General features: G+C 74.4%; 4 protein-coding genes. 3 read left to right on the top strand and 1 reads right to left on the bottom strand.

Features of this window, described 5'->3' with window-relative positions; all coding sequences use genetic code 11:
• On the top strand, positions 1 to 195 hold a 195-nt coding region (locus ABZ914_RS45370), incomplete at its 5' end, for an ROK family protein (RefSeq protein WP_500200883.1).
• Positions 196 to 228: 33 nt separating this feature from the next.
• On the opposite strand, the gene ABZ914_RS45365 is transcribed toward ABZ914_RS45370, so the two are convergent.
• A complete protein-coding gene (locus ABZ914_RS45365; protein WP_500200882.1) occupies positions 229 to 3,060 on the bottom strand; it encodes a glycosyl hydrolase 2 galactose-binding domain-containing protein in 2,832 nt (943 codons plus the stop codon).
• 164 nt (positions 3,061 to 3,224) lie between these two features.
• On the opposite strand from ABZ914_RS45365, the gene ABZ914_RS45360 reads away from it, so the two are divergent.
• Positions 3,225 to 3,941 carry a GPR1/FUN34/YaaH family transporter gene (locus tag ABZ914_RS45360; RefSeq protein WP_500200881.1) on the top strand — a complete coding sequence of 239 codons (717 nt, stop codon included), beginning with the start codon at positions 3,225 to 3,227 and terminating at the stop codon, positions 3,939 to 3,941.
• A gap of 102 nt (positions 3,942 to 4,043) precedes the next feature.
• A partial coding sequence (locus ABZ914_RS45355) for an MFS transporter (protein ID WP_500200880.1) occupies positions 4,044 to 5,462 on the top strand: 1,419 nt, incomplete at its 3' end.

Raw genomic sequence — 5,462 nt, 5'->3', positions numbered from 1 at the left:
GCCAACCTCGCGACCACGCTCGACCCGGAGCGGGTGGTCCTCGGCGGCGGCATGGCCGCCGAGCCGTCCCTGCTTCCCGCGATCCGCGAGACCGTGGCGCGCGCGGTCCCGTTCCCGCCGGAGGTGGTGACGGCCCGCTTCGTCGACGACGCCGCGCTCATCGGCGCCATCGCGCTCGCCGGGACCGAGGCGTGAAACCAGCGCGGTCTTCCGAACCGCCGGGACCGGTCACGAGCGCGGCGCGGCGGGCACGGTCAGCGCCGGCAGGTTCCAGCCGCCGAGGCCGACGACCGGGACGGCGCCGCGCAGGTCGGAGGCGCGGTAGCGGGCGGTCAGCGTCTGGGACTGCCCGGGCCACAGCGTGACGTCGTTGTCGTTCCAGCGGATCGGCAGCACCTGGCCGCCGCCGGGCAGCGGGCGCCCGCCGGGTCCGGCCCGCCGCACGTCCGCCCTGGTGAAGATGGTCGGCGCCGTCCCGGTCGCGCTGATCGTCACGGTGGTCACGAGGTCGGCGCCGTCGCGGCGGGTGGCGGCCGAGGCGCGCACGGCGGCGCGGGGCAGGCCGCGCAGCCCGGTCAGGTCGGCGTACCCGTCCGGCCGGAACGCCGCGCCGCTGCCCTTGCCGAGGGTGTTCTTCCAGTCCACCGCGTCCGGTCTCGTGGACAGCCAGTAGACGTTGCGGCTCACGGTCGCGCCGCGCCGGGTCAGCGTGAGTTCGAGGAAGTAGGTGCGGGAGATGCCCTTCGGAGCCCGCGCGGCGGCCACGGTCCGGACGTCCTGGGCGGCCAGTGCCGGGACGGCGACGCGGGAGGTCCGCTTCACGGTGCCGTCGACGTCGATCAGCCGCGCCCGCGCCGCCAGACCGTCCTGGCGCGTCCCGGTCAGGTTGGCGACCTTCACCGCCCCGGACGCGTAGTCGTACATGACGTGCACCGGCTCGCCCGCCTTCTTCGCGCCGAAGTACACGCCGGGCTGGTCGAAGTCCTGGTTGAAGAGGTTCCACTGCAGCGACGGCCACGCCTTGTTCAGCATCCAGTAGATGACGCCGGTGCTCGGGTTGGCCGGGTCCCTGGAGTTGCCGATGTAGGCCTCGAACTGCGCACGCGCGATCTCGTATCCGCCCATCTGCGCGATCCGCTGGTAGGAGGCCATGTCGGACCAGGGCCCGTACCGGTGCCACAGCGGGGTGTTGTACTGCCCCATGCGCGCGGTCCGGGTGTAGTCGTTGTAGGGGTACACGTGGAAGAGGTCCCGGCCGGAACGCGGGCCGCGCGCGGTGGCGGGGTCCCAGAGCGCGGCCTGGTCGCGCGGGGTCAGGAAGCGGTCGAGCGAGTCCTGGGTCGGGACGGTGTTGCCCGCGCTCGTCTCGGTGTCGAAGCCCCAGGCGCTTCCGGCGTTCGTGGACGACGGGTCGCCGGCGTCGGCGGTCTCGCGGCCGTTGCTCCACCAGTACACCGGCGGCACGTAGCCGTACGGCCCCTCCTTGGCGCCGGACGGACCGAGCCGCGGCGACGCCTTGTCCTCCGCCGACGCGATCTGCGGCGTGCCCCAGTCGGCGGCCTCGAACGCCGGCACGTACACCGACTCCTTCGCCGCGTCCGGTGCCGCGTCGCTGCCCTGGAAGAAGGCGAACACGCTCGGGTGGTCGCGCAGCCTGCGGGCGACGGCGGCGGCCTGGACGGCGGCGTTGGCCCGGAGCTCCTTGTTCCACTTGGCGTACGGATCCTCCCAGCGGTCGCAGCACTGCCAGCCGGTCATGGCGAGGACGCCCGCGCGGTCCATCTGCCGGAACATGTCGTCCGGCGGGAAGTTGCCCTCGAAGCGCAGCGCGTTCAGGCCGAGGTCCTTCACGTAGGCGAGCTGGTCGTGGATGTTCCGGGGCGAGTAGCGCAGGAACATGTCCGGCGACCAGCCGCCGCCGCGGATCACGATCGGCACGCCGTTGATCTCGAACCGCCGGTAGCCGTGCGGCACGTGCGTCCTGCCGGGGACGGCGCGGGTGAGCGACGAGGTGACGATGCGGATGCCGAAGTCCTCGGCGTACCGGCCGGTCTCCGTCCCGCCGGTGCGCAGGTGCGTGGCGAGGTGGTAGAGCGGCTGGCCGCCGAGCTGGTAGGGCCACCACACGTCCGGGTGGTCGAGGCGGAGGCCGAGCGCCACCGGGCGGGCCGTGTTCGGCGGCAGCGTCACCGTCGTCCTGAACGGCAGCCGGGTCGCGCCCCGTTCGACCGCGCCGGAGAACTCGGCCCGCCGCACGGTCCCGGTGTTGTTGCGCAGCAGCGCCTTCACGGTGAGGTCGGAACGGGAGAAGTCCCCGGCGTTGCGCTGCACGACGTGGACGTCCCGCAGCGACACCGGCCCGTCCTGGACGATCTTCGGCGGGCGCTCCAGCCCGGTGCCCTGGTCGGGCGCGGCCGGGTTCCAGTCGAGGCGGCTGCCGGTGAGGTAGGTCTTCGCCTTGTTCGGCGCGACGTCGAGCGCGATCGCGTTGGCGCCGTCGCGCGCGTACCGGGTGACGTCGTACTCGAAGCGCGAGTAGGAGCCCTGGAGCCGCGAGCGGCCGTCGATCCGGGCGCCGTTCACCCACAGGTCGGCGGTGCCGGAGACGCCGTCCATGATCAGGAACGTGCGGCCGCCGCGGCGCGGGTGCAGGACCACCTCGTCGCGGTACCACCAGTTCACGGCGAACCGCCCGGCCGGCACCGACGCCAACCGGTCCGAGTAGAAGACGTCCGGGTACCGGCCGTTCTCCAGCAGGCCCGCCATCAACGTCCCGGGGCGGCCGATCGGCAGCCAGCCGGACGTCCGGTAGCCCGGCCGGGAGATCCGCGCGCCGTCGCTCCCCGCGACGGCCGAGGACTGGATCCGCCAGCCCCGGACGAGTTCCGAGGCGCCGTCCTCCCCCGCGGGCGCGAGGGCGGCGGGCTCGGCTCGCGCCCGCGCGGCGCCGCTCACGGCGTACGGGGGCGCGGCGCCGGTCAGGATCGCGCAGGCGGCCAGGGCCGCCAACGGTCGTCCGGGCTTCGGCATGGGCGCCCCCGCGGTCGGCTGCGTCGTCATTCGGTCACTCCCTGTGCGATCACCCGATCCGCGCCCCGCCACACCCGGACGCGGTGAAAGATCCGGCCCGCCGCGCGATCACCCGCGCCGCGGCGGCACCGTGAGCGCCCCTCATCGGCCCAGGTCGAGGCATGATCGGCGGCGGCACGGGTACCGGGCGAGTCGTGATCTCCTCGGGGAAGGGCTCCGGGCCGCACGCGTCCGGGGGCGGGCACGAGCCGCCGGAGGACCTGGTGCGCGTGGTGCTGCGGCCGATCGCCAGCAGCGCGCCGCTGGCGTTCTTCGCGTTCGGCGTCGGCACCGTCCTCTACACCGCGCTGCAACTCCAGTGGGTCCCGCTGGCGCAGACCGGGCCGCTGACGGTCATCCTGCTGGCCTTCGTGGCGCCCCTGGAGATCGTCACCGGGCTCATCGCCTTCGCCGCGCGGGACGGCGGGCTCGCGACGATCATGCTGATGTTCGGTGCGGTGTGGACGGCCATCGCGATCACGATGCGCTCGGCACCGCCCGGCGGGCGCTCGGCGATTCTGGGGATCTTCCTGCTCACCGTCGCCGCGATGCTGCTGGCCATGAGCAGCGCGTCGGCGCGGACCCGCCCGCTGCTGCTCGTCCTGGCGCTCCTCGCGGCGGCCCGGTTCACGCTCAGCGGGGTCTTCGAGATCAACGGCGGCGAGGCCGTCGAGCACGCGTCGGGATGGCTCGGCATCCCGATCGTCGCGATCGCGCTCTACGCGGGCACCGCGTTCCTCCTTGAGGACACGATGCACAGGACCGTCCTGCCGGTGGCCCGCCGCAAGGCCGCCAGGACCGCGCTGGAGGGCGACCTGAGCCAGCAGGTCCAGCGCGTGACGCAGGAGGCCGGGGTCCGCGAGCAGTTGTAGCGCGCACACGCGCGGAGGCGGTCGCGCGTGAGCCTGCACCTGGCAGATGTACCTCCAGCGGAGCGCTGGTCGATCATTCCCCCGGGCAGCAGTCTCGGGGGCATGACGACGGAGACTTCTCAGAGCGCCGCGCGGCTCGGAGCGCGCGGCTGGCTCATCCTCATCACGCTGTGCGGCGCCACCTTCATGACCGGCCTCGACTACTCGATCATCACCGTGGCCCTGCCGGAGATCGGCCGGGACCTGGGCTTCTCCGGCGCCTCGGCCCTCCAGTGGGTCGCGACCGCGTGCCTGCTGCCGACGGCCGCGCTGATGCCGCTGTTCGGGCGGGCGTCCGACATGCTCGGCAGGCGCCGGCTGTTCATGACCGGCGTGGCGGGCTTCACCCTGATGTCGCTGGCGGCCGCGCTCGCCCCGAGCCCGGCGCTGCTGGTCGCGGCGCGCGCCGGGCAGGGCGTCGCGGCGGCCATGATCGGCCCGACCGCGCTCGCGCTGATGACCGCCGCGTTCCCCGAGGGGCCGCGGCGCACCCGCGCCCTCGGCGTCAACGGCGCGCTGCTGTCGCTGGGGTTCGTCATCGGGACGATCGGCGGCGGGCTGATCACCAGCGGGCTGAACTGGCGCTGGACGATGCTCCTGCTCACCGGCATCGGCCTCCTGGTCCTGCTCGGCGCGCTCATGGTGGTCCGCGAGACGGCCGGACGGAGCCGGACCGGGCTCGACGTCCCCGGCGCGATCCTGGCGAGCGGCGGGCTGTTCGCGCTGGTCTACGGCATCTCCACCGGCGGCGACGCGGGCTGGGGCAGCCTCCCGACGCTGACGACCCTGCTGGCCGCGGCGGTCCTGCTCGGTTCCTTCCTCGCCGTCGAGGCCCGGCACCCCGCGCCGCTCGTCCCGCTGCGCCTGCTGCGCCGCGCGACGGTCAAGTGGGGCATGTCCATCGGCCTGGTCACCTTCGGCATGTGCGGCGGCGCGACCCTGCTGCTCAGCATCTACATGCAGGACGTCCTCGGCTATTCGCCCCTGCGGACCGGGCTCGGCTTCCTCGGCGAGGGCGTCGCGGCCCTGGCGGGCGGCGCCCTCGCCGCCCGGCTGATCAACGCCCGCGGGACGGCCGCGACCATCGCGATCGGGCTGACCGTGCAGGCCGCCGGCACCGCCGCGATGGCGGCCCTGCCCGCGCACGGCGGCCTGGCCGTCCTGCTGGCCACGTCCGCGACGATGGGCTTCGGGCACGTCCTGACCGTGGTCGCCGCGATCACGACGATCACGTCCGGCCTGGGCCGGGACGACCAGGGCGTCGCGGGCAGCCTCGCGCAGATGCCGACCTTCGTCGGCGCGGTCGGCGTCGCCGGTCTCACCGCGATCGCCGCCGCCCGGACCGAGGCGCTCGCCTCGGCCACCACCGAGGTGCGGGCCATGCTGGGCGGGCTGCACGCCGCGTTCCTGGTGGCCGGCGCAGTCGCGCTGCTCGGCGCGGTCGCGGGCGGCGTCCTGCTCCGCCGGACCGGCGCCGTCCAG

Source organism: Spirillospora sp. NPDC046719 (genome assembly GCF_040645715.1).
GTDB lineage: Bacteria > Actinomycetota > Actinomycetes > Streptosporangiales > Streptosporangiaceae > Spirillospora.
Note: the sequence above shows the minus strand (reverse complement) of the source record. Positions and strands in the feature narration are given on the sequence as shown.

Excerpts from the sequence above, each read along its gene's own strand:
- ABZ914_RS45365 (WP_500200882.1), bottom strand. The coding sequence starts at position 3,060 with ATGACGACGCAGCCGACCGCGGGGGCGCCCATGCCGAAGCCCGGACGA.